This window comes from Frigoribacterium endophyticum (genome assembly GCF_011759585.1).
Taxonomy (GTDB): domain Bacteria; phylum Actinomycetota; class Actinomycetes; order Actinomycetales; family Microbacteriaceae; genus Frigoribacterium; species Frigoribacterium endophyticum.
The window spans coordinates 15,547-37,050 of record NZ_JAAOYV010000001.1; the positions used below are offsets into that span (position 1 = coordinate 15,547).

19 protein-coding genes are annotated in these 21,504 nt (G+C 75.6%); 12 read left to right on the top strand and 7 right to left on the bottom strand.

Translation table 11 applies throughout. The features are described from left to right. Positions 1-79: 79 nt before the first annotated feature. Positions 80-778, top strand: a complete 699-nt coding sequence (locus FHR77_RS00075) for a hypothetical protein (protein WP_167257845.1) — start codon at positions 80-82, stop codon at positions 776-778. 35 nt (positions 779-813) lie between these two features. Here the strand turns inward: FHR77_RS00075 and FHR77_RS00080 are convergent, their stop codons facing one another. Next, a complete protein-coding gene (locus FHR77_RS00080) occupies positions 814-1,869 on the bottom strand; it encodes a GTP-binding protein (RefSeq protein WP_167257847.1) in 1,056 nt (351 codons plus the stop codon). A gap of 46 nt (positions 1,870-1,915) precedes the next feature. Here FHR77_RS00080 and ykgO point away from each other — a divergent pair, with 46 nt between their 5' ends. The 3 genes from ykgO to FHR77_RS00095 all read left to right on the top strand — a co-directional run bounded on the left by ykgO (position 1,916) and on the right by FHR77_RS00095 (position 2,733). Then, positions 1,916-2,038, top strand: a complete 123-nt coding sequence (ykgO, locus tag FHR77_RS00085; protein ID WP_056051966.1) for a type B 50S ribosomal protein L36 — start codon at positions 1,916-1,918, stop codon at positions 2,036-2,038. Between the two features lie 150 nt (positions 2,039-2,188). Next, the gene (locus FHR77_RS00090; protein WP_167257849.1) at positions 2,189-2,344 is read left to right on the top strand and encodes a zinc transporter permease; all 156 of its coding nucleotides are present in this window, start codon (positions 2,189-2,191) and stop codon (positions 2,342-2,344) included. Between the two features lie 95 nt (positions 2,345-2,439). Beyond that, on the top strand, positions 2,440-2,733 hold the full coding sequence (locus FHR77_RS00095) for an ArsR/SmtB family transcription factor (protein WP_056051972.1): 294 nt from the start codon (positions 2,440-2,442) through the stop codon (positions 2,731-2,733). Between the two features lie 39 nt (positions 2,734-2,772). Here the strand turns inward: FHR77_RS00095 and FHR77_RS00100 are convergent, their stop codons facing one another. Continuing rightward, entirely contained in the window at positions 2,773-3,936 is a 1,164-nt protein-coding gene (locus tag FHR77_RS00100; protein ID WP_208380376.1) for a M20/M25/M40 family metallo-hydrolase, read from the bottom strand. Between the two features lie 295 nt (positions 3,937-4,231). Here FHR77_RS00100 and FHR77_RS00105 point away from each other — a divergent pair, with 295 nt between their 5' ends. Both FHR77_RS00105 and FHR77_RS00110 read left to right on the top strand, forming a co-directional pair. Further along, a complete protein-coding gene (locus FHR77_RS00105; RefSeq protein ID WP_167257851.1) occupies positions 4,232-5,410 on the top strand; it encodes an exonuclease SbcCD subunit D C-terminal domain-containing protein in 1,179 nt (392 codons plus the stop codon). Beyond that, positions 5,407-8,667 (top strand): AAA family ATPase, encoded by a 3,261-nt coding sequence (locus FHR77_RS00110; protein WP_167257853.1) that lies wholly within the window; start codon positions 5,407-5,409, stop codon positions 8,665-8,667. The genes FHR77_RS00105 and FHR77_RS00110 overlap by 4 nt, the downstream gene beginning before the upstream one ends. A 301-nt stretch (positions 8,668-8,968) precedes the next feature. Here the strand turns inward: FHR77_RS00110 and FHR77_RS00115 are convergent, their stop codons facing one another. The 3 genes from FHR77_RS00115 to FHR77_RS00125 all read right to left on the bottom strand — a co-directional run bounded on the left by FHR77_RS00115 (position 8,969) and on the right by FHR77_RS00125 (position 11,340). Further along, entirely contained in the window at positions 8,969-9,229 is a 261-nt protein-coding gene (locus FHR77_RS00115; RefSeq protein ID WP_056051981.1) for a DUF6458 family protein, read from the bottom strand. Positions 9,230-9,683: 454 nt separating this feature from the next. Beyond that, positions 9,684-10,439, bottom strand: coding sequence for a type I 3-dehydroquinate dehydratase (gene aroD, locus FHR77_RS00120; RefSeq protein WP_167257855.1), 756 nt, complete (start codon positions 10,437-10,439; stop codon positions 9,684-9,686). 37 nt (positions 10,440-10,476) lie between these two features. Beyond that, positions 10,477-11,340 (bottom strand): shikimate dehydrogenase, encoded by an 864-nt coding sequence (locus FHR77_RS00125; RefSeq protein ID WP_341777155.1) that lies wholly within the window; start codon positions 11,338-11,340, stop codon positions 10,477-10,479. A gap of 136 nt (positions 11,341-11,476) precedes the next feature. On the opposite strand from FHR77_RS00125, the gene FHR77_RS00130 reads away from it, so the two are divergent. Continuing rightward, positions 11,477-11,920, top strand: coding sequence for a GNAT family acetyltransferase (locus FHR77_RS00130; protein ID WP_167257859.1), 444 nt, complete (start codon positions 11,477-11,479; stop codon positions 11,918-11,920). A gap of 34 nt (positions 11,921-11,954) precedes the next feature. Here FHR77_RS00130 and FHR77_RS00135 read toward each other — a convergent pair whose 3' ends face one another. Next, positions 11,955-12,899 carry an EamA family transporter gene (locus FHR77_RS00135; protein WP_341777265.1) on the bottom strand — a complete coding sequence of 315 codons (945 nt, stop codon included), beginning with the start codon at positions 12,897-12,899 and terminating at the stop codon, positions 11,955-11,957. Between the two features lie 205 nt (positions 12,900-13,104). Here FHR77_RS00135 and FHR77_RS00140 point away from each other — a divergent pair, with 205 nt between their 5' ends. From FHR77_RS00140 to recQ, 3 genes are all read left to right on the top strand, one after another. Next, entirely contained in the window at positions 13,105-15,381 is a 2,277-nt protein-coding gene (locus FHR77_RS00140; RefSeq protein ID WP_167257863.1) for a bifunctional metallophosphatase/5'-nucleotidase, read from the top strand. A gap of 96 nt (positions 15,382-15,477) precedes the next feature. Next, positions 15,478-16,422, top strand: coding sequence for a CPBP family glutamic-type intramembrane protease (locus FHR77_RS16480; RefSeq protein ID WP_167257865.1), 945 nt, complete (start codon positions 15,478-15,480; stop codon positions 16,420-16,422). A 31-nt stretch (positions 16,423-16,453) separates the two neighbouring features. Beyond that, positions 16,454-18,655: a DNA helicase RecQ gene (gene recQ / locus FHR77_RS00150; protein ID WP_167257867.1), complete on the top strand. Its 2,202-nt coding sequence runs from the start codon at positions 16,454-16,456 to the stop codon at positions 18,653-18,655. 116 nt (positions 18,656-18,771) lie between these two features. On the opposite strand, the gene FHR77_RS00155 is transcribed toward recQ, so the two are convergent. Further along, a complete protein-coding gene (locus tag FHR77_RS00155; RefSeq protein WP_167257869.1) occupies positions 18,772-19,353 on the bottom strand; it encodes a hypothetical protein in 582 nt (193 codons plus the stop codon). Positions 19,354-19,579: 226 nt separating this feature from the next. On the opposite strand from FHR77_RS00155, the gene FHR77_RS00160 reads away from it, so the two are divergent. Continuing rightward, positions 19,580-20,329 (top strand): lysophospholipid acyltransferase family protein, encoded by a 750-nt coding sequence (locus tag FHR77_RS00160; protein WP_056052002.1) that lies wholly within the window; start codon positions 19,580-19,582, stop codon positions 20,327-20,329. Positions 20,330-20,426: 97 nt separating this feature from the next. Then, on the top strand, positions 20,427-21,356 hold the full coding sequence (locus FHR77_RS16485; protein WP_341777156.1) for an NAD(P)-dependent oxidoreductase: 930 nt from the start codon (positions 20,427-20,429) through the stop codon (positions 21,354-21,356). The last annotated feature ends 148 nt before the right edge of the window (positions 21,357-21,504 follow it).

Consider the following 21,504-nt stretch of genomic DNA (forward strand, 5'->3'; position numbering starts at 1 on the left):
TCGACCCGGTGTCGGACGGCGGCCCGCTACGGTCTCCCCGTCGGCCTGCGGCGGCCCGACGCCGGCCCTGAGGAGGACCATGCTCTCGCTCCGCTCCGCACCCGTCGGTGCGACCCGTCGGCGACCGTCGTCCCGTGCCCTCGGCGGCCTCGTGCTCGTCGTCGGCATCGCCCTCTCGGCGGCCGGTTGCGCCTCTGCCGACGGCGCCGCCTCCGCCTCCCACCGTCAGGTGTCGGTGGCGGGCCACGGCTCCGGCGAGGCCGAGGCGACCCAGGCGGCCACGGTGAGCCCGACGCCCAGCTCGGAGGGCGCAGGGGCGGCGGTCGCCGCTCCGGCCTCCCTCCCGACGTCGTGCGACGACGTGCTGCCCCCCGCCGAGGCCGTGGCCGCGGTGGGCGACCGTCCGGTCGTCGAGCTCGAGCCCCGCGCGGAGGCGGACGCCGTCATGAAGAGCGAGCGGCCCGTGCTGGCCGCCGAGGCCCTCGCCTGCCTCTGGTCGTCACCCGGCTCCGACCTCGGCACGAGCGTCGAGTACAGCGTCGTGGCCCCCGAGGTCTCCGACCAGTACCTGTACGACCTCAGCCTCGAGGGCTTCGCCTGCACCGAGTCGCTCGGCGGGCAGCGCTGCGCGTACTCGCACCCCGGCACGGCGGGGTCGTCGGCGGACGCCGGGCTGCTGACGATCTTCGAGCGCGACGGCGTCGTGATCACGCTGACGGAGTTCGGCGACGTGTCGGGGTCGCTGCTCCAGGCCGTCGTGCACCGCTTCTGGCCCTGAGTCCGTGGCGGCTCGGCCCCTCGGGGCGAGCCAGCTCAGTGGGCGTGACCGTGCCCCGGCCGCCCCGTCGCGTCGTCCCAGGTCGGGAAGGGGTCGACCAGGTCGCGCCACGAGGCCGGGTCGGCGAGCAGCTCGGCGTCCGTGAGGAGGCACTCGTCGAGCGCGCGACGGACGAGCCCGGCGTCGAGGTCGAGCCCGAAGAAGGCGAGCTGCTGGCCGTGCGGCGACTCCGGGTGCCACGACGGCCGTGACGTCGGGTCGAGGCTGAGCATCTGGCCGACGCTCGACCAGGAGCCGACCCGGTCGGCCCGGGTCGCGAACTGGGTGAAGCCCCGTGACCGGAGCACGGTGCCGGCCGGCCCGGGGGTGAACGTCTGCTCCAGCGCGACGGCCAGGCGCTCGGGGTGGAAGGGCCGCTCGTCGCGGTAGACCACCGTCGACACGGGGTCGCCCTCGACGACGTCGGGGGCGTCGTCGGAGAGGGCCCGCATCCAGCCCGCGGAGCCCGCGAGGGCCGAGGCGCGGCCCGGGGTGGGCAGGCAGCCCGCCGTCAGCGACGTGATCGGCAGCACCGTCGCGGTCGGGGCCAGCACCCCGAGCAGGGCCGCGAGGAGGCGGTGCTCGCGCTCCGTCACCGCGCCCACGTCGGTCAGCACGACGAGCGTCGCATGCTCGACGAGCTCGATGACGTGCTCGGCCGCCGCGAAGCGGTCGTCGGTGCCGCGCAGCACGAGGTCGGCGAGGTCGTCGGCGCTGACCACGCACGCCACGTGCTGCAGCAGCGACGCCCCGTCGGGGCGGCCGAGGTCGTGGTCGAGCAGCGAGCCGAGCAGCAGCGCCGTCGAGCGGGTCGGGGTGCCGGGGCGCAGCCGGACGGTCACGTCCACGGGCTCGCCGCTCCGGGCGAGGTCGAGCACGGCACGGTGGACCTCGTCGGCGGCGTCGTGCACGTCGGGCCCCGGGGCCAGCCGGTGGCTGTCGGGGCGGGCGAGCGTGTCGGCGACGTGCTGCAGGGCCGCCTCCTCCTGCCCGGCCACGAGGGTGACCCCCCGGTGTCGTGGGAGGCGCGGGCTCGGCAGGTCGTGTCTCATGCGGCTACTCTAGATGAAAACCGTTCTCAACAATAAGGAGGCACCCATGAAGGTCCGCAACTCGCTCAAGGCGCTGAAGCTCGTCCCCGGCTCGCAGGTGGTGCGCCGGCGCGGTCGCGTCTACGTCATCAACAAGGCGAACCCGCGCTGGAACACGCGCCAGGGCTGACGCCGCCGCCGGTCGTCGTCGGTCACGGGTCGCAGTGTCTCGCTGTCGGTGCTGGTTCTCATCATCGATTGGATGAACGCATTGCAATTCGTGCATGTGTTGTGGTGGACTCGTCCTGCCCGCTTGACCCGCCCCTCCGGAAGGACCGCCATGACCGACACCGAGACCCACGCCGAGCACACCGTCACCGAGCACCAGCACGGCACCGACTGCGGCCACGAGACCGTCACGCACGACGACCACGTCGACTACGTGCACGGCGACCACAAGCACGCTCAGCACGGCGACCACTACGACGAGCACTGATCGTCGCGACCGAGGGCCCCGCTCATCAGCGGGGCCCTCGGTGCGCCCGGCACCGCGGCCGCGCGCGTCGCATGCGCCACGGCTAATGTGTCTCCATGTCCACCGAGGGCCTCGAGGCCGCCGCCGAGCTCTTCAAGGCGCTGTCGTCGTCGTCCCGCCTGCGCCTGCTCCGCCTCCTCGGCGAGGGCGAGGCGGGGGTCTCCGCCCTCGTCGAGGCGTCCGGGCTGTCACAGCCCCTCGTCTCGCAGCACCTGCGCACCCTGCGAGCTGCGGGCCTCGTCCAGGTCGACCGCGTCGGGCGCGAGGCGATCTACTCGGTCGCCGACCTGCACGTCTCGCACATCGTCGACGACGCCGTGGCGCACGCGGGCGAACAGCCCGGCGCCTGACGCGCGCCCTCTGACGCCCGGTGCGGGCGCCCGGCCGCCCTACGCCAGCTCGGCGAGCAGCGCCACGACGAACTCGCTGCGCTCGACCATGCCGTCGAGGCTGATCCACTCGTGGCGCGCGTGGGCGCCGCCGCCCACCCCGCCGACCCCGTCGAGCACGGCGGCGCCGAGCGCGGCTGCGAAGTTGCCGTCGCTGGCCCCGCCGACCGACACCTCGCGCAGCTCGAAGCCCAGCTGCTCGGCGACCGCGGCGGCTCGCTCGTAGAGCGCGCCCGTCGCCGCCGACCGCTCCATCACGGGGCGGTTCCAGCCGCCGGTGACCTCCACCCGGGCGAGCGGGTCGTGCGGGGCGAGCGACGCGAACAGCCGCTCGACGCGGGCGGCCTCGTCGGCTCGGGTGACCCGCACGTCGACCATGGCGCGGGCGTGCCCGGCCCGGACGTTCGTCCGCGTGCCGCCCTGCACGATGCCGACGTTGAGCGAGGTGCCGGCCTCGACGTCGGCCTCGCCGTGCAGCTGCAGCACGAGACGGGCCATCTCGTCGATGGCGCTCGCCCCGCCGCGCGGGTGGAGCCCGGCGTGCACCTCGACGCCGAACGTCTCGACCTCGTAGATGCCGACGCCCTTGCGGGCGGTCTTGACCGCGCCCTCGGCGGCGGACTCGAAGACCAGCACCGCGCCTCCCCGGCTCACCTCGGCCTCGATCACGGGGCGCGACGCGATGCTGCCGACCTCCTCGTCGCCGGTCAGCACGATGCGCACGCCGGGCCGCGGCAGGCCGAGCGCGTCAGAGACGGCCAGGGAGTGCCCGAGCTGCACCAGCCCGGACTTCATGTCGAAGACGCCGGGCCCGGTCATGCGGTCGCCGTCGATCTGCACGGGCCACTCGGCGAGCGTGCCCTCGGCCCAGACCGTGTCGTAGTGGCAGAGCGCGGTGACCCACTCGGCCGAGCCGGTCGGCGACGGGTGCTCGAGCGTGACGGCGTCGCCGTAGCCCTCCACGACGCTCACCCGGCGGGCGGCGGCGGGGCCGGCCGTCCGCTCGAGCCACGCCTCGATCCAGGCGAGCCCCGCGGCGAGCAGGTCGACGTCGTCGGACGGGGTCTCGAGCGACGCGTAGGCCACGAGGTCGGCGATCATCGCCTCGCGGCGGGCGGCGACCGCCTCGCGCAGGGCGGTCGTGTCGGTCTCGGTGAGGGTCACGGGGGTCTCCGGGGGCGTCTCGGTCGGTGCGGGCGGCGCGGGCTCCGACCATGTTCCTCCCTCCCGGGGCCGACGGGCGACGAGGAGGCGCGGTGCCGGCCCCGCAGGGAGGGCCCGACCGCGGGTCGGCTCGTCACGACGGTGCGGCGGGTCCGCGTCCTCGGCGGCGGGCCGGCGCCGGCCCGCCGCCGAGGACGGCGACCCGCCGCACCTCGGGTGTCGGTCGGCGTCGATACAGTGACGACCGTCCGGCAGCACCGCCGGCGCCACGACCACCGCGAGCGAGAGGGGCCCCGTGCGCATCCTGCACACGAGCGACTGGCACCTGGGGCGGACCCTGCACGGCGTCGACCTCCTCGAGCACCAGGCCGCCTTCGTCGACCACCTGGTCGACCTCGTGGCCGAGCGCGCGGTCGACGTGGTCGTGGTGGCGGGCGACGTGTACGACCGGGCCGTGCCCTCGGTGCCCAGCGTGCGCCTCCTCGGCTCGGCCCTGCGACGGCTGAGCGAGCTCGCCGTCGTCGTCGTGACGCCGGGCAACCACGACTCCGCCGCGCGGCTGGGCTTCGCCGCCGAGCTGATGCGGCCTGGCCTGCACGTGCTGGCCGCGGTCGACCGGCTCGACGAGCCGGTCGTCGTCGACGACGCGCACGGGCCCGTGGCCTTCTACGGGCTGCCCTACCTCGACCCCGACACCGTGCGGCACGCCCTCGCGCCCGACGGCGCCGACGAGCCCCTCGCGCGCTCGCACGAGGCCGTCGTCGGCGCCGCGCTCGACCGGGTCAGGGCCGACCTGGCGACGAGGCCCGGCACCCGCTCGGTCGTCGTCGCGCACGCCTTCGTCGCGGGCGGGGCGGTCGTCGAGCGGAGCGAGAGCGAGCGCGACATCCGCGTCGGCGGGGTCGACGTGGTGCCCTCGGCGGTCTTCGACGGCGTCGACTACGTCGCACTCGGTCACCTGCACGGCGCCCAGCGCGTGGGCGCCGCCGCCGGGTCGCATCCGGTGCTGCGCTACTCGGGCTCGCCCCTGGCGTTCTCGTTCGGCGAGGTCGGGCACGTGAAGTCGACCGCCGTCGTCGACCTCGCCGCCGACGGCACGGTCGAGGTCGAGCTCGTCGCCGCACCCGTGCCGCGTCGCCTGGCCGAGGTGACCGACACCCTCGAGCACCTGCTCGACGGCCGCCACGACGACCTCGTCGACGCCTGGCTGCGCGTCAGCGTCACCGACCCCGTGCACCCCGACCACCTGTGGGCGCGCGTCCGGGAGAGGTTCCCGCACGCGCTCGCCGTGCTGCACACGCCCGTCGGCGCCGTCGACTCGCCCCGGCTGCGCGTGGTGACGGCCGAGACCGACCCCGTCGAGGTCGCGGCCGACTTCGTCGCGTTCGCCTCGGGGGCCCCGGCCAGCGACGCCGAGCTCGCCGTCGTGCGGGCGGCGTACGAGGCCGCGAGGGCGAGCGAGGGCAGCGAGTGATCCTGCACCGGCTGACCCTGCGCGCCCTCGGCCCCTACGCCGGCGAGCACTCGATCGACTTCGCCGCGCTCGGCGCCTCGGGCACCTTCCTGCTCGAGGGGCCGACCGGGGCCGGCAAGTCGACCGTCATCGACGCGATCGTCTTCGCCCTCTACGGGCAGCTCGCCGGCGAGGGCGCCAGCCGCGACCGCCTCCGCAGCCACCACGCCGCGGCGCACGTCGAGCCGTTCGCCGAGCTCGTGTTCGAGACGGCGGCGGGCGTGCACCGCATCCGCCGGAGCCCGGCGTGGCAGCGGCCGAAGAGCCGGGGCACCGGCACGACGCCCGCGAACGCGACGGCCACGCTCGTCCGCCTGACCTCGCCCGACGCCGTCGACGGCGAGGTGGTCTCGACCAGCACGCAGGAGGTCGGGCACGAGATCGGCCGGGTGCTCGGCCTGACCCGTCAGCAGTTCGTGCAGACGGTCGTGCTGCCCCAGGGCGAGTTCGCGGCGTTCCTCCGCTCGTCGGGGGAGGACCGCCGGCGCATGCTGCAGTCCCTCTTCGGCACCGAGATCTACGAGCTGACGACGGCCCGGCTGGCCGAGGGGCGGCGCACGGCCCACGCGGCCGTCGCCGAGGCCGACCGGGGCGTCGAGCTCGCGGTCGCCCGGCTGCGCGAGGCGGTCGGGGTCGACGACGACCCGGTCGTCGGAGCCGCGCTGGAGGCGGCGCTCGCCGGGCAGGCCGCCCCGGTCGTGGCGGGCGGCGGGAGCGACTCGGGCGCTCAGCCCGCCGAGGGTGGCGAGGGCGCGGCGGGCGCCGAGGGCCTCGTCGCCACCGTCGATGACGTCCTCGCCGGGCTCGTCAGCGAGTCCGACGCGGCCGCCGACCGGCGGGGCACGGCCCGGTTGGCGCACGACGACGCGCGGCGTCGCCTCGACGAGCAGCGCCGTCTGCGCGAGGCTCTCGACCTCCGCGCCGACCTGCAGGCCCGGAGCGCCCGCCTGACGGAGGCGGCGGTCGCGGTCGACGAGGCCCGGTCGCGCCTCGAGGCCGCGGGCCGGGCCGACACGGTGACCGGGGCGGCTCGGGGCCTCCGGGCGGCGCAGGGTGTGCTCGCCGAGTCGGGAGCGACGCTGGTCGACGCGCGGCAGGCGGCGACGGAGGTCGACCCGGAGCTGGAGACCGTGCCCGGGCTGGTGCTCGTCACGGGGCCGTCGACGCCGACCGACGGCATCGACGGCATCGGCGGCACCGCCGGCCTCGACAGCTCTGGGGGCTCCCCCGATCTGCCGGAGGTGACCGCCGCCGTCGCGGCCCACCGCGACGACCTGCGCTCCGACCTCGCCGTGCTCGGCCGGGTCGCCGCCGTCGAGCGGGGGCTGCCCGGTCGTCGTGCCGAGCTGCTCGACGCGGGCCGAGCGCTCGAGCAGGTCGACGTCGACCTCTCGACGCTCGACGCCGAGCTCGTCGAGCTCCCCGTCGCGAGGGTCGCCCTGGTGGCCGCTCGTGAGGGCGCCCGGCAGTCGGCCGACGACGAGCCCGCCGCCGTTCGCCGGGTCGCCGACGCCCGGGCGGCGCTCGCCGCCGTGCTCGCGACGGACGCCCTGCGGGAGGAGGCGACACGGCTCGACGAGCTCCTCGCCGACCGGTCGACGGAGGCGCTGGCCGCGGTCGACCTCGAGGCCGGGCTCCGTCGTCGGCAGATCACCGGCACGGCCGGCCAGCTCGCGCTCTCGCTCGAGGCCGGAGAGCCGTGCCCGGTCTGCGGGTCCATCGAGCACCCGGCCCCGGCCACCCCGACCGACGACCACCCGACCGACGACGACGTCGAGGCCGCCGCCCTCTCCGCCCGCGCCGCGGGCCAGCGGCAGCGCGACGCGGCCGCCGCCGCGGCCGCCGCCCGTGCCCGTCTCGAGGTCGCCGTGGCGGGGCTCGGCGACCTCGACGAGGCCGGGGCCCGGGAGGCCGTCGCCGAGGCGGAGCAGGCGCTCGCCCGCGCCCGTGCCGCCGTGGCCTCCGCCCGGGCCGCGGAGCGGGCGCTCGACGACCACGACCGTGAGGCGGAGGCACTGCGCACCCGGGCCGAGACGACCCGCACGCTCCGAGCGACCCGTGCCGAGCGGCTCGAGGGCGATCGACGCCGGCTCGCCGACGACGAGGCGCTCGTCGCCGAGGCCGTCGCCGGAGCAGGAGCCGGAGCCGAGGGGCGTGCCGACGGGAACGCCGACGGCCACGCCGAGCGCCCGACCGGCACCGTCGCCGACCGCGTCGACCTCCTCACCCGTCGCGCCGACCTCGCGGATCGTCTCGTCTCCGCCCTCCGGGCGGCCGAGGTCGCCCGGGTCGCGCACGACCAGCGTCGCGTCGAGCTCGCCGAGGCGCTGGCCGCCTCGGGCTTCGCGACGGCCGACGCCGCCGCCGCGGCGGTCCTGCCCGGCCCGGAGCGCGACTCCCTCGGTCGTCGCGTCGCGGGGCACGACGCCGAGCTGGCCGTCGTCGGCGCGGGCCTGGCCGACCCGTCCATCGCCGCCCTCACCGGTGAGGAGGAGGTCGACGTCCCGGCCGCGGAGGGGGCTCTCGGCGTCGCCGAGGTGGACCTCGCTGCGGCCACCGACGCGGCCGGGCGGTCCGCCGACCGGGCCCGACGCGCGACCGAGGCGCTCGCCGCGCTCCGACGTGCCGAGGCCGCGGGCGAGTCCGTCGCCGAGGAGGCGCGGGCCGTCGTGCGGATGGCCGACCTCACGAGCGCCACCGGCACCGTCAACGTGCGCGGGGTGACGCTCGGCACGTACGTGCTCCTCCGTCGGTTCGACGACGTCGTCGCGGCCGCGAACGCCCGGCTGCGGGTGATGTCGAGCGGTCGCTACGTGCTCGAGGCCTCGGAGGAGCGCGAGCAGGGCTCCCGCTCCCGGCGCACGGGCCTCGCGCTCGCCATTCGCGACGCGTCGACCGACACGACCCGCGACCCCGCGAGCTTCTCGGGCGGCGAGACCTTCTACGCCTCGCTGAGCCTCGCGCTCGGGCTCGCCGACGTCGTCCAGGCGGAGGCGGGCGGCCTCGAGCTCGGCACGCTCTTCGTCGACGAGGGGTTCGGCTCGCTCGACCCCGAGACTCTCGACGCCGTGATGACCGAGCTCGGCCGCCTCTCCGACTCCGGCCGGGTGATCGGCATCGTGAGCCACGTCGACGAGCTCAAGCAGCGCATCGCCGACCGCATCGAGGTGCGACGCCTGCCCGACGGCTCGTCGACGCTGCGCTCCACGGTCGGCTGACCGCGCCACCCGCTCCGCGCCTCCCGCCTGTCTCCGCCCGCTGGCCGACCTCGCTCGGCGAGTGGTCGCGAACTGCTGCTCCCGCGCCGAGTGAGGAGCACATCGCGACCATTCGACGCCGTCAGCCAGCGACGGCGTTCGGCGAGTGGTCGCGAACTGCTGCTCCCGGCCGCCGCGGAGCGCAGTTCGTGACCACTCGGCGCCAGCCCACGCCGTCCCCCACGAGCGACGGGCCGCGACCCCGCCACGACCACGGGGGTCGGGAGGGGGCGCGGCCCGTCGAGGGGTCGTGCGGGGTCGATCAGACGATCGGGCCGCCGTCGTCGCGCGTCGAGCGACGCGTGACCTGCTCGCCGCTGACCGGGTCGACCGCGCTGCGCGAGGTCGACGTCACCTGACGACGACGCGTCGCGAAGACGAGCCCGAGGATCGTGACGATGATGCCCGCCGCGATGAGGATGTAGCCGATCAGCTGGATGTCGATGCCCGCGACCTGGAAGTCGAGAGCGAACGCGAGGATCGCGCCGATCACGATCAAGGCGATTCCGCCGCCGATGCTCATGGGTTCTCCTTCGTGAGCCGGAGCCTCTGCTCCGGGTGCCTGAAGGGTACTGACCCCGCGCCTCCTCCGTCACCATCTCGTCGAGGGCTCCTCACCCCCTCCGCGGCCTGTGGGCAGCCCTCGGGCGGGCCGGACGCTGACTGAGCGTCACCCGGGTGGACGGGGGACGACGGGCCGAGACAGGTCGGGCGGCGAGGTAACCTCGGGTCACTCCGGCGGATCCTCGGCCTCGAGACTCCTGTTGAGCGACGCCCGTCGCTCGTTTCCCGGTGGTGGAGCCGAGGTCGGGTCCGCCGGAGGCCTCGCCGCTCCCGACGCGGCGGCAGACCACCTGGTCGACCCTCGATCTGGGGGAGGCGCGGGGCACGCCGGTCCGATCACCTCGGCCGGCAGCGCCCCCGGTCGGCACGCGTCGGCCCCAGTCGCCCCGCCAGCCCCCCCTCTCAGACCTCGGTCAGGCCCCGTGCAGCAGGTCGAGCGCAGCACCGAGTGCCAGGGCGTCGAGCTGCCCCGGGGCACTCGTCGCCCCGACCGCGCCGAACGTCAGGCACGAGCCGACCGTCTCGCCGGCGAGACGCGAGAGGGCGCCGAGCGGCCCCATCGACATCGTCACCGCGGGCACCAGGCCGGGCCCCGACCGGAAGTCGTCGGTCGCCGCCAGGAGGGTCAGCACGTCGGCGGGCGACGTCGGCATCGCGGCGAGCTTGACCACGTCGGCGCCGTTCTCCTGCTGCTCGACGAGGCGCGAGACGATCTCGGCGCGGGGCGGCGTCGCCGTGAAGTCGTGCGACGACATGACGACGCGGAGCCCCGCGCCGTGCGCGGCGTCGACGAGGTGCTCGCGCACGTCGGGCTGCGTGTACATCTCGACGTCGACCGCGTCGGGGCGCTCGGCGCCGTCGAGGGCGACGACAGCGTCGAGCAGCGCACCGTAGGCGTCGGGCGTGATGTCGCGCTCGCCGCCCTCCTGCTTCGTGCGGAAGGTCGCGAGCAGCGGGACGTCGTCTCGCAGCGACCGCCGCACCGCGGCCACGGCCTCCCGCACGCGGTCGTGGTCGGCGACGGCGGTGAGGTAGTCGAGGCGGAGCTCGACGACGTCGACCACTCCGCGGGGCAGGGCCGCGAGCTCGACGGCGGTGGCCTCCAGCGCGGCGGCGGTGCGCCCGACCAGCGGCACGCAGACGGCGGGGCGACCGTCGCCCAGGGTCACCGAGCGCAGGGTGACGGGCTGCGGGGTGGGCCGCACGTCAGACCACCGCCCGGTCGGTGAGCCCGGCCGCCGCACGGACGGCCGCCCGCACGGCACCCTCCTCGCGGAGCGGCTCGTCCGCCGCGCCCCCTGTGAACAGCCGCACCTGGCCGATCGCCTGCTCGACGAGCATGTCGAGCCCGCTGAGCACGACGCCGCCCTGCGCCGCCCACGCGCTCGCGGCGCGCGTCGGCCACGGGTCGTAGGCGACGTCGAACAGCACCGACGTCGAGCTCCGAGGCCGCAGCGGCAGGTCGTCGGCCGCGCCGGCGGGCAGGGTGCTGACGACGAAGTCGAGGGGGCCGATGGAGGGCAGCTCGCTGAGCGGGGCCACGACGACGTCGCCGCCGAGCTCCGCGGCGAGGGCGGTCAGCTCGCCGGCGCGGCCGGGGCTGCGCAGGTGGACGGAGAACGACCGGGCTCCCAGCTGCCAGGCCGCGTGCATCGCGGAGGCCGCCGTCGCGCCCCCGCCGAGGATGACGGCCGACTCGGGCCGCACGTCGTGTCGGCGCTGCACGGCGCGGACGATGCCGTCGACGTCGGTGTTGTGCCCGTGCCGGCGGCCCTCGTCGTCGATGACGACGGTGTTGGCGACGCCGAGCAGGGCCGCGAGCGGCGAGACGGTGTCGAGCAGCGGCAGCACCTCGCGCTTGAGCGGCATCGTGAGGCTGAGCCCCCGCCAGCTCGCGTCGAGGCCGTCGACGAAGCCCTGCAGCTCGCCCGAGGCGACCTCGGCGCGGCCGTAGTCGTAGTCGAGCCCGAGCACCTCGTAGGCCGCGGCGTGCAGGCTCGGCGACAGCGAGTGGGCGATCGGCGAGCCGAGCACGGCCAGGCGGCGGCGGGGGGCGTCGGCTCGGGTCACACGGGCTCCTCGGGGTCGGCGGGGCAGACGGCCCATCCTACGACCGGGCCTCCGGGCGGGCCTCGACCCGCGACTCCTGCCGGCCCCGCCGCCGGGCCGGGCCGCCGGGCCGGTCACGGTCTGGCAGGCTCGACCGATGGAGATCCGCGCCTTCGCCCCCGCCGACACCGAGACCGTCGTCGCCCTGTGGGAGGAGTGCGGCCTCACCCGCCCGTGGAACGACCCGCGCCGCGACATCGAGCGCAAGCTGCAGGTGCAGCCCGAGCTCTTCCTCGTCGGCACCGAGCGGGTCGAGACGGCCGACGGCGGAGTGCAGGAGGCGGTGGTCGCCACCGCCATGGCCGGTCACGAAGGCCACCGCGGCTGGCTCTACTACGTCGCCGTCGCCCCGGCCCTCCGCGGCGGCGGCCGGGCCCGCGCGCTCGTGGCCGAGGCCGAGCGCCTGCTCACCGAGGCGGGCTGCCCCAAGCTGCAGCTGATGGTGCGGTCGGGCAACGACGACGCGCTCGCCGCGTGGAGCGCGCTCGGCTACGAGCGGCAGGACGTCGTCGTGCTCGGCAAGCGGCTCATCGAGGACTGAGCGGGCGGGCCGTCGACGCCGACGGCGGCCGCGCTCAGTCGAGCGCGAGCAGCACGGCCGCCGCGAGGGCGAGCACGAGGCCGACGACCTGCGACCGGGTGAGCCGCTCGCGCAGCACGACGGCGGCCAGCACCACCGTCACGGCGGAGTAGAGCGCGGTCAGCACGCTCATCACCGTGAGGTCGCCGAGCCGGAGCCCGAGGAGGATGAGCACGTTCGCCCCGGCGTCGGCCACGCCGCAGAGCAGGGCCAGGCGGAGCGCGGGGGCGAGGCCCCGGGTCGCCGACGGCGCGCCGGCAGGCGTGCCTGCGGGCCCGGCCGTGCCGGGGGCGTGAGCTGTCGGCACGGCCAGGCCCGCGCCTCCCGGGCCCGGCGACCGCCGCCGCCTCGAGAGCGCGACCAGGGCGAGCACCGCCACCGCGCCTCCGGTCAGCACCACGTTCGTGACCCTGTTCGCGACCAGCGGCACGAGGCCCGAGTCGGCGGGCGTCTGGTCGAGGAAGACGAGGACGACGCCGATGCCGACGCCCGCCGCGAGGGCCATCAGCAGGCCGGCGGCCGTCGGCTTCGGGGCGGAGGCGTCGGGCACGAAGCCGACGAGCACCACCGCGACGAGGGCGAGCGAGATGCCCGCCCACCCGGCCGGCCCGAGCCGCGAGCCCTGCAGCAGGCCCACGCCCACCGGCACGATCGCGGAGACCACGGCGGTCAGCGGCGACAGGATGCTCATCGGCCCGATCGCGAGGCAGGCGTAGAGCAGCGCGATGGCGGCCGCGCCGGCCACGCCGCTCGCGACGCCCCAGCCGACCGCGGCGCCCGAGGGGGTGCCGGGCACGACGGCGAGCAGCACGAGCAGCAGCACGAGGCCGCTCGCCGCCGAGATCGCCGTGACGCGGAGCGGCGGCAGGCGCCGCGCCGCGAGCCCGCCGAGGAAGTCGCCCGAGCCGTAGGCGACGGCGGCGGCGAGGCCGAGGAGCACGGACAGCAAGGGGACCTCCGGAGGCGCGGTGGGGGTGGGCGACGACCGTCGCGTTAACAGCACGTGACGAAGTCGTGCGGAGCCTTGTGCGGCTCCCAGCCAGATCTTATGTTCGTCGGGTCTGTCCCTCGTCCGAGGGGCGGGCCGCCCCGGGCACCTCCCGCGGGCCTGAGATCACGCACGGACACCAGGAGACACACCGCACATGCGCCCCCGTCACCCCATCGCACCTCCGGCCGAGACGGGAGCGCCGCGTCGTCGCCGCCGCGCCGCCCTCTCGCTCGTCGCCGTCGCCACCCTCGGCGCCGGCCTCGTCGCCGCCGTCCCGGCCCAGGCGGCCCCGACCAGCATCGACATCCTCGGCATCAACGACTTCCACGGCCGCATCGCGCAGGAGGCCTCGCCGGTCGCCGGCGCCGCCGTCATGGCCGGGTTCATCGACCAGTTCCGCACGACCCACCCGAACACCTCGTTCGTGTCGTCGGGCGACAACATCGGTGCCTCGACGTTCACCTCCTTCATCCAGGAGGACAAGCCGGCCCTCGACGCGCTCAACGCGATGGACCTCGACGTCAGCGCGCTGGGCAACCACGAGTTCGACCGCGGCCAGGACGACCTCAACGGCCGCGTCACCGAGGCCAGCGACTTCCCCTACCTCGGCGCCAACGTCTTCCGTGCCGACGGCTCGCACGCCTACGACCCCTATTTCGTCAAGGACGTCGGCGGCGTCAGGGTCGGCTACATCGGCGCGATCACCGAGCTCATGCCCGAGCTGGTCAGCCCGTCCGGCATCGCCGGCCTCACCTTCGGCGACATCGTGGACAGCGTCAACGACGTGGCCGACGACCTGAGCGACGGCGACGCCGCGAACGGCGAGGCCGACGTGCTCGTGCTGCTCGTGCACGAGGGCAACTCGTCGGGCACGGCGCTCGACGCGGGCGGCGACTTCGCCCGCATCGCGACCGACGTCTCGCCGAAGGTCGACGCGATCCTGTCGGGTCACACGCACCAGTCGTACAACTTCTCGGTCGTGCCGACCGGCGGCACCACGCCTCGCCCGGTCGTGCAGACCGGCAGCTACGGCGCGAACCTGAGCCACCTCGCGATCACGTTCGACGCCGACACGAAGGCCACGACGGTCACGAGCGAGCTGCTGCCGCTCTACCAGAAGGCGACGCCCGACCCCGAGGTCGCGACGATCGTCAGCGACGCCGTCGCGGTCGCCGCGGTCGAGGGCGCGAAGAAGGTCGGCGAGATCACCGCCGACTTCCCCCGCGCCGTGCAGTCCGACGGCACCGAGAACCGCGGGGGCGAGTCGACCCTCGGCAACTTCGTCGCCGACGTGCAGCTCGAGGCCACGGTCGGCAACGGCTCGCAGATGGCCTTCATGAACCCGGGCGGCCTCCGTGCCGACCTGCGCTACGCCTCCACGGGCGCCAGCGACCCCGCGGGCAACCTGACCTTCGCCGAGGCCGCCGCCGTGCAGCCCTTCGCCAACACGCTCGTCGTCGTCGACATGACGGGGGCGCAGATCGAGCAGGCCCTCGAGCAGCAGTGGCAGCCGGCCGGGTCGTCGCGGCCGTTCCTCAAGCTGGGCGTCTCGAAGGGCCTCAGCTACACGTACGACCCGGCCGCCGCCTCCGGCGAGCGCATCCGCACGATCACGCTGAACGGCACGGAGCTCGACCGCGCGGCCTCGTACAAGGTCACGGTCAACTCGTTCCTGTCGTCGGGCGGTGACAACTTCACCGCCTTCAACACCGGCTCGGCCGCCGACAGCGGCAAGGTCGACCTGCAGGCCCAGGTGGACTACTTCACCGTGCCCGCCGGCTCGCCCGCCCGCGTCGCCACGCCGGACTTCACCCAGCGCTCGGTCGGCGTCACGGCGACCCCGTCGCCCGAGGCTGGCTTCGCGGCCGGCGACACGGTGACGTTGTCGCTCTCGTCGCTGCTCTTCAGCTCGCAGGTCGGGCCGGAGACGGGCACCGTCGCGGTCAGCCTCGACGGCGTCGAGCTCGCCTCGCAGCCGATCGACCGCACCGTGGTCGACAAGGGCGACGAGACCGGGCGCGCGACGCTGTCGTTCGCGGTGCCCGCCGGCGTCACGGCCCCCACGGCCGGACCGGTCGTGCGTCAGCTGCGCGTCACGGTGGCCGGGACGGGGACCGTCGTCGACGTGCCCGTCGTCCTCGCCGCCGCCGAGCCGGTCGTCGTCGACCCGACCCCGGCCCCGACCGACCCCGCCGTCCCCGCCCCCGGGGCCGGAGCGGGCACCGGCGCGGGCACCGGGACGGGTGCCGGCACCGGCACCTCGACCCGCCCCACGCGCGTCACGGCCGCGGGCGACCTCGCCTACACGGGATCCGACGCCGCGATGACCGGGCTGGCGCTCGCGCTGACCCTGATGCTGGCCGGCGCCGGCGTGGTCACGGCCACGCGCCTCCGTCGCCGCCGCACCGCCTCGGTCGGCACCACCGACTGACGCTCCGCCGCACAGCTCGACCCGGACGGCCCGGTCGCACCCCACGGTGCGGCCGGGCCGTCCGGCGTCGCAGCTGCCCCGGCTAGCCTCGACCCCGTGACCGTCGCCTACCACCGCCTGTTCCGCACGCTGCCGACGTACCGCTGGTACCGGCCGTTGTTCGCGCTCCTGCTCGGCACGGTCTTCTACGTCGTCGCGTCGAACGTCGTCGTGCTCGCCCTCTACGCCGTGGTCGCCGCGGCCGGGGGAGCGGACGCCGCCTCCCGCCTCGCCGAGGGCCTCCAGAGCGACCCGCTCGACGCCTCCCAGCCCCTCGTCATGCTCGCGACGCTGGGCTCGATCGCGACCATGCTGCCCTCCGTGCTGCTCGCGACGAAGCTCGCCGGGCTCGGCGGCTGGGGTCAGCTCTCGAGCGTCGCCGGCCGCCTGCGCCGGCGCTGGCTGCTCCGCTGCGTGGGCCCGGCCGCCGCCTTCATGGCGCTCACCGTCCTGCTCAGCTACCTCGTCGTGCCGCTGGTCACGGGCGACGATCTGGGCTCCGGGCCCGTCACGACCCCGCCCGCGGCCCTCGTCTGGTCGGTCGTCGTGATCCTGCTGCTCGTGCCCCTGCAGGCCAGCGCGGAGGAGTACGTCTTCCGCGGCTTCGCGATGCAGTCGCTGGGGTCGTGGATCGCCCGGCCGCTCGTCGCGATCGTCGTGCCCACCGTCGCCTTCGGCCTCTCGCACGCCTACAACGTCTGGGGCGTGCTCGACGTCGCCGTCTTCGGCGTGACCGCCGCCTGGCTGACCTGGCGCACCGGCGGGCTCGAGGCCGCCATCGTCGCGCACGTGCTCAACAACACGGTCCTCTTCCTCCTCCTGGCGCCCTACGCGGGCACCCCGTCGAGCGACGGCAGCCCCCTCGCGCTCGCCGTGACGGTCGTCTGCACGCCGTTCTGGGCCTGGCTCGTGCTGCGCTCGTTCCACAGGTCGGGCGAGCTCGCGTCCTCCCCCGCGAGCGAGCTCACGGGGCGTCACCCGGTGGAGTCGCGGGTCGGCTGACCGCGTCAGTGGCGCCTCCTAGACTCGCCTGGTGACCGACGCTCCCCCCTCCTCCGCAGCCCCCGCCACCGGCAGCCCGACCGACGCCTCCGGCAGCGCGACCGACGCCTCCGGGCGGGCCGGCTCGCCCGTCGAGGTGCTGCAGCGGGTCTTCGGGTACGACGCCTTCCGCGGCGACCAGGCGGCGATCATCGACCAGGTCGTCGGCGGCGGCGACGCCCTCGTGCTGATGCCGACCGGCGGCGGCAAGTCGCTCTGCTACCAGGTGCCCGCGCTCGTGCGGCCCGGCACCGGGGTCGTCGTCTCGCCGCTGATCGCGCTGATGCAAGACCAGGTCGACGCCCTCGAGGCCGTGGGCGTGCGGGCGTCGTTCCTCAACAGCACGCAAGACCCCGACCAGCGCCGTGCCGTCGAGCAGGCCTTCGTCACGGGCGAGCTCGACATGCTCTACCTGGCGCCCGAGCGGCTGAAGCTCGACAGCACCAAGTCGCTGCTCGACCGCGGCCGGGTCTCGCTCTTCGCGATCGACGAGGCGCACTGCGTGGCGCAGTGGGGCCACGACTTCCGCCCCGATTACCTCGAGCTGTCGGTGCTCCACGAGCGCTGGCCCGACGTGCCGCGCATCGCCCTCACCGCGACCGCCACCGAGACCACCCACCGCGAGATCTCGCGGCGGCTCGAGCTCGACGACGCCGCGCACTTCGTGGCCGACTTCGACCGCCCCAACATCCAGTACCGCATCGAGGCGAAAGACGGCCCGCAGCAGCAGCTGCTCCGCTTCATCCGCGCCGAGCACGACGGCGACGCCGGCATCGTCTACTGCCTCTCGCGCAAGTCGGTCGAGAGCACCGCCGAGTTCCTGGTGAAGCAGGGCATCGCCGCGCTGCCCTACCACGCGGGCCTCGACGCGGGCACGCGCGCCCGCAACCAGTCGCGCTTCCTCCGCGAAGACGGCATCGTGATGGTCGCCACGATCGCGTTCGGCATGGGCATCGACAAGCCCGACGTCCGCTTCGTCGCCCACCTCGACCTGCCCAAGTCGGTCGAGGGCTACTACCAGGAGACCGGGCGGGCCGGGCGAGACGGCCTGCCCGCCACCGCGTGGCTGGCCTACGGCCTGCAGGACGTCATGCAGCAGCGCCGCATGATCGACCAGTCGGAGGGCGACGCCGACCACCGCCGCAAGCTCAGCGCGCACCTCGACGCGATGCTCGCGCTCTGCGAGACGGTCGAGTGCCGCCGCGTGCAGCTGCTCGGCTACTTCGGCCAGGCGAGCACGCCGTGCCACAACTGCGACACCTGCCTGAACCCGCCGCAGTCGCTCGACGGCACCGTGCCGGCGCAGAAGCTCCTGTCGACGATCGTGCGCCTCAAGCGCGAGCGCGACCAGCAGTTCGGCGCGGGGCAGATCATCGACATCCTGCTCGGCAAGACGACGCCGCGCATCACGCAGAACCGCCACGAGCAGCTCAGCACCTTCGGCATCGGCACGGAGCTGACCGAGATCGAGTGGCGCGGCGTCGTGCGCCAGCTGCTCGCCCAGGGCGTTCTGGCCGTCTCGCCCGACGGCTACGGCACCCTGCTCATCACCGACGCCGCGGCCGAGGTGCTCTCGGGCTCGCGGCCCGTCCGTCTCCGCAAGGAGCCCGAGCGGGCACCCCGCTCCCGCTCGGCCCGCGGGGCGGGCGGCTCGTCGCGCGGGGCGCGCACCGGTGCCGGGGCCGCCGACCTCGACGCCGCCGACGTGCCGCTGTTCGAGACGCTGCGGCAGTGGCGGGCCGGGGTCGCCAAGGCCCAGGGCGTGCCCGCGTACGTCGTCTTCGGCGACGTCACGCTGCGCGGCGTCGCCGCGGCCCGGCCCACGTCGATGACCGAGCTCGCGGGCATCAGCGGCGTCGGGCAGAAGAAGCTCGACACCTACGGCCAGCAGGTGCTCGACGTCGTGGCCGGCGTCTCGCCCGAGGAGGCCGCCGCCGCGGCGGCCGAGCGCGGCCCGGCGAGCTCCGGCCCGAGCTTCGGCGGGGGAGGGGGCGGGGCCGACGAGGCCCAGCCCGCCACGGCGCCCGGGGCGGCCCGGCGGGCCGCGCCCGCTCGCTCACGCCCGGCGACGCGCCCCGCGCCGGCGGCGGCTCCGGCCAGCGGGGGCGCTCCCGACCTCGAGCCCTACCCGTACGACGACGAGCCGCCCTTCGACCCCTACGTCGACGACGTCCCGCCCGACGACTGGCGCTGACGACCGGCGCTGTCGACCGGCGCTGACGACCGGCCGCGCCGGGGCGGGCCAGGGCGAGCCCCGGCGGTCTGATGGCCTCCGACCTCGTGGGTCGGGGCGATCCGTGGGCGTCGTCGTCAGCCCTGGGCCTGGCGCGCGTCGATGACCGGCAGTTCGTCGACCTCGGCGACCTGCACGACCTGCGGTGCAGGCCGCACGGGCACCCGTATCGGCCCCGAGACCGGGCCGGCGGAGCCGAGCTGGAGCTCGGAGACGCGTCGGGCGAGCAGCACGAGCGCGAGGGTCGTCCCGACCATCGCCTCGAAGCCGCCGGCGAACCCGCCGCCGTGCAGGCGGGAGACGTACGCGGCCGAGAGCAGGAAGGCGCAGCCCAGGGGAGCGCTCAGGTACAGGGCCTGCACCGGCTGCAGCAGCAGCGGCAGACCGAGTCGCACCCGCACGCGGATCACCGTCATCGTGACGAGCAGCGCGACGGCGACCGCCGCGGCGAGACCGTAGAGGACGACGGCGACGTCGGCCGCGACGAAGTCCGCCCGGGCCGCCCCCGCGGCCCCGGCGGACGCCACCGCCGCGAAGTAGAGGTAGACCGCCGGCGCGACGGCGTAGGCCGCGCGCCGGAGACGCCCGGCCGGCAACGCGATGATCGCGTCGGCCCCTTGCCCGTCGCGAGTCGTCGGCTCCTGCGTGTCGTGCGTCATCGTCGTCCCCCCGGTGCGCCCCCACGGCGCACCTGCATCCCCGGGTCGAGCCTAGACAGGTCCGTCGGAGGCGCGCAATCAGTCACAAGGAGGACACCCGCCGTACCCGCCGCGGGTGGTCCGCCGGCTCCGCGCCTCCCGCCCGCCCCTCGCCCGCCGCGCCTCCGGCCGTCACCCGCCGCCCGTGCACCGGCCGTCGACGCCCGGCGAGCATGCCCGCCCGGGCATGCGGCGTCGGGCACCCTGGAGCGTGCTCACCTTCGTCAGCCGGGCTGTCCTCGCGCCCCTCGTGCGCCTCCTCTGGCGGCCCCGCGTCGTCGGCCGCCGCAACGTTCCCAAGCGGGGCGCGGTCATCCTCGCCAGCAACCACCTGTCGTTCATGGACAGCGTCGTCATCACGCTGATGGCCCCGCGGGAGGTGTCGTTCCTCGCGAAGAACGCCTACTTCACGGGCACGGGCCTCCGCGGCCGGCTGCGCCGCTCCTTCTTCACCGGCATCGGGGCCATCGGCGTCGAGCGCGGCGCCGGCTCCGCCGCGCAGCACGCCCTCGATCTCGGGCTCGAGCGCCTGACGCAGGAGGCCGCCTTCGCGATCTACCCCGAGGGCACCCGGTCGCTCGACGGCCGTCTCTACAAGGGCCGCACGGGCGTCGCCTGGCTCGCCCTCACGAGCGGCGCCCCCGTCGTGCCCGTCGCCCTGACCGGCACGCAGGAGCTGCAGCCGGTCGGCTCCACCCTGCCGCGCCTGACCCGCTTCACCGTCGAGTTCGGCGAGCCGATCGACCTGTCGCACCACGGCGAGGCGAAGTCGGGCCGCGCCCGGCGCCAGGCGACCGACGAGGTGATGGCGGCCATCGCGCGCCTCAGCGGCCAGGAGCTCGCCGGCACGTACAACGAGCCGCCGAACCCCTCCGTCGTCGAGCGCGTGCGGCGGGCGATCCGCCGCGACCCGGTGGGCGAGGACGCGGTCGACTGAGCCGCCCTGCCGGGGCCGCTCCCCACGGCGGCCGACCCGCGCCTCCCCGTGTCCCCGGGCGCGCCCCGAGCCGCCCGGCGTACGGTGCACCTCGGCGGTGCACCAGCCCGCCCCCGCACATCGACGCGGCCGCACGACGGCCGCCGGCAAGGAGCACCAGGGCATGCACGTCGCAGTCATCGGCACCGGGATCATGGGCGGCGGCGTCGCCAGAACGCTGCTCCGCGAGGGCTTCGACGTGACGGTCTGGAACCGCACCCGGGCCAAGGCCGAGCCGCTCGCCGACGACGGGGCCCGCGTGGTCGACACGGTCGCCGAGGCCGTCGCCGACGCGGACGTCGTCGTGACGGTGCTGTTCGACGGCCCCGCCGTGCTCGACGTGCTCCGCGAGGGCGGCCGGGCCGCGCGCTCCGCCGACGGCGCGCCCCTCTGGGTCCAGGCGAGCACGATCGGCACCGCCGCCACCGCCCAGGTCGTCGACCTCGCCCGCGAGCTCGACGTGCCGCTCGTCGAGGCGATGATGCTCGGCACGAAGAAGCCCGCCGAGACGGGTGCGCTCGTCATGCTCGCCGCCGGCGACCCCGACCTCGTCGCCCGGGCGACCCCCGTGCTCGACGCCATGGGTGCGAAGACGGTCGTGGCCGGCACCGAGGTGGGCCAGGGCACGGCGCTCAAGCTCGCCGCCAACGCCTGGATCGCGTCGATCACGGCGGCGACCGCGCAGTCGCTCGCCCTGACGCAGGCTCTCGGGCTCGACCCCCGGCTCTTCCTCGACGCCATCGCCGGCGGGCAGTCCGACAGCCAGTACGCGCACGTCAAGGGCGCGACGATGATCGCCGGCGAGTACCCCGCGCAGTTCGCCCTCGACGGCATCCGGAAGGACATCGACCTCATGCGCGAGGCGGCCGACGGCACGCCCGTCGACACCGGACTGCTGGAGGCGCTGGCCGGCCTCTACGGGCGTGCGTCCGACCGCGGCCACGGCGGCGACGACATCGCCGCGGTGCGCACCGGCTTCGACGCGTGACGCCCCTCCGACGCCTCTCCGCCTGACGCGCCGCTACCGCTCCCGCAGCTGACTGCAGGCGGTCGAACCTGCGCTCCTCCTGAGAGTCCCGTCGCCGCGCCGTCGCGGCGGAATGCCCTCCCCGCACCTCCGGTTGCCCTCGCGGGCG

Excerpts from the sequence above, each read along its gene's own strand:
- FHR77_RS00075 (WP_167257845.1), top strand. The coding sequence starts at position 80 with ATGCTCTCGCTCCGCTCCGCACCCGTCGGTGCGACCCGTCGGCGACCG.
- FHR77_RS00080 (WP_167257847.1), bottom strand. The coding sequence starts at position 1,869 with ATGAGACACGACCTGCCGAGCCCGCGCCTCCCACGACACCGGGGGGTC.
- ykgO (WP_056051966.1), top strand. The coding sequence starts at position 1,916 with ATGAAGGTCCGCAACTCGCTCAAGGCGCTGAAGCTCGTCCCCGGCTCG.
- FHR77_RS00090 (WP_167257849.1), top strand. The coding sequence starts at position 2,189 with ATGACCGACACCGAGACCCACGCCGAGCACACCGTCACCGAGCACCAG.
- FHR77_RS00095 (WP_056051972.1), top strand. The coding sequence starts at position 2,440 with ATGTCCACCGAGGGCCTCGAGGCCGCCGCCGAGCTCTTCAAGGCGCTG.
- FHR77_RS00115 (WP_056051981.1), bottom strand. The coding sequence starts at position 9,229 with ATGAGCATCGGCGGCGGAATCGCCTTGATCGTGATCGGCGCGATCCTC.
- FHR77_RS00130 (WP_167257859.1), top strand. The coding sequence starts at position 11,477 with ATGGAGATCCGCGCCTTCGCCCCCGCCGACACCGAGACCGTCGTCGCC.
- FHR77_RS00140 (WP_167257863.1), top strand. The coding sequence starts at position 13,105 with ATGCGCCCCCGTCACCCCATCGCACCTCCGGCCGAGACGGGAGCGCCG.
- FHR77_RS00155 (WP_167257869.1), bottom strand. The coding sequence starts at position 19,353 with ATGACGCACGACACGCAGGAGCCGACGACTCGCGACGGGCAAGGGGCC.
- FHR77_RS00160 (WP_056052002.1), top strand. The coding sequence starts at position 19,580 with ATGCGGCGTCGGGCACCCTGGAGCGTGCTCACCTTCGTCAGCCGGGCT.